The 333-nt window shown below is 64.6% G+C and carries 1 protein-coding gene; it reads right to left on the bottom strand.

All coding sequences use genetic code 11. From position 1 onward, the window contains the following. Positions 1-333 (bottom strand): sigma 54-interacting transcriptional regulator (locus B3873_RS07175; protein ID WP_286864937.1); only part of this gene is annotated, 333 nt, incomplete at both ends.

Raw genomic sequence — 333 nt, 5'->3', positions numbered from 1 at the left:
CAGCTGCGACAGGAACTGCATCGCCTGCGGCGACAGGCGCTTGGCTTCCACGCCCAGCTGGCGCGCACTCTGCGCCAGGAAGTAGCGGGCCAGGATGGGAATGTCTTCGCTGCGTTCGCGCAGGCTGGGCAGGCGCAGGCGGATCACGTTCAGGCGGTGGTACAAGTCTTCCCGGAACAAACCTTCACGTACACGCTGCTCCAGGTTCTGGTGAGTGGCCGCAATGACGCGTACATTGGCCTTCAGCGACTGATGGCCGCCGACACGATAGAAGTGCCCGTCGGACAGCACGCGCAACAGGCGCGTCTGCAGGTCCAGCGGCATGTCGCCGAT

The organism is Herbaspirillum sp. UBA812, from assembly GCF_002296545.1.
In the GTDB taxonomy this organism is placed as follows: domain Bacteria; phylum Pseudomonadota; class Gammaproteobacteria; order Burkholderiales; family Burkholderiaceae_D; genus Herbaspirillum; species Herbaspirillum huttiense.
This window is presented reverse-complemented; position numbering and strand designations above follow the sequence as displayed.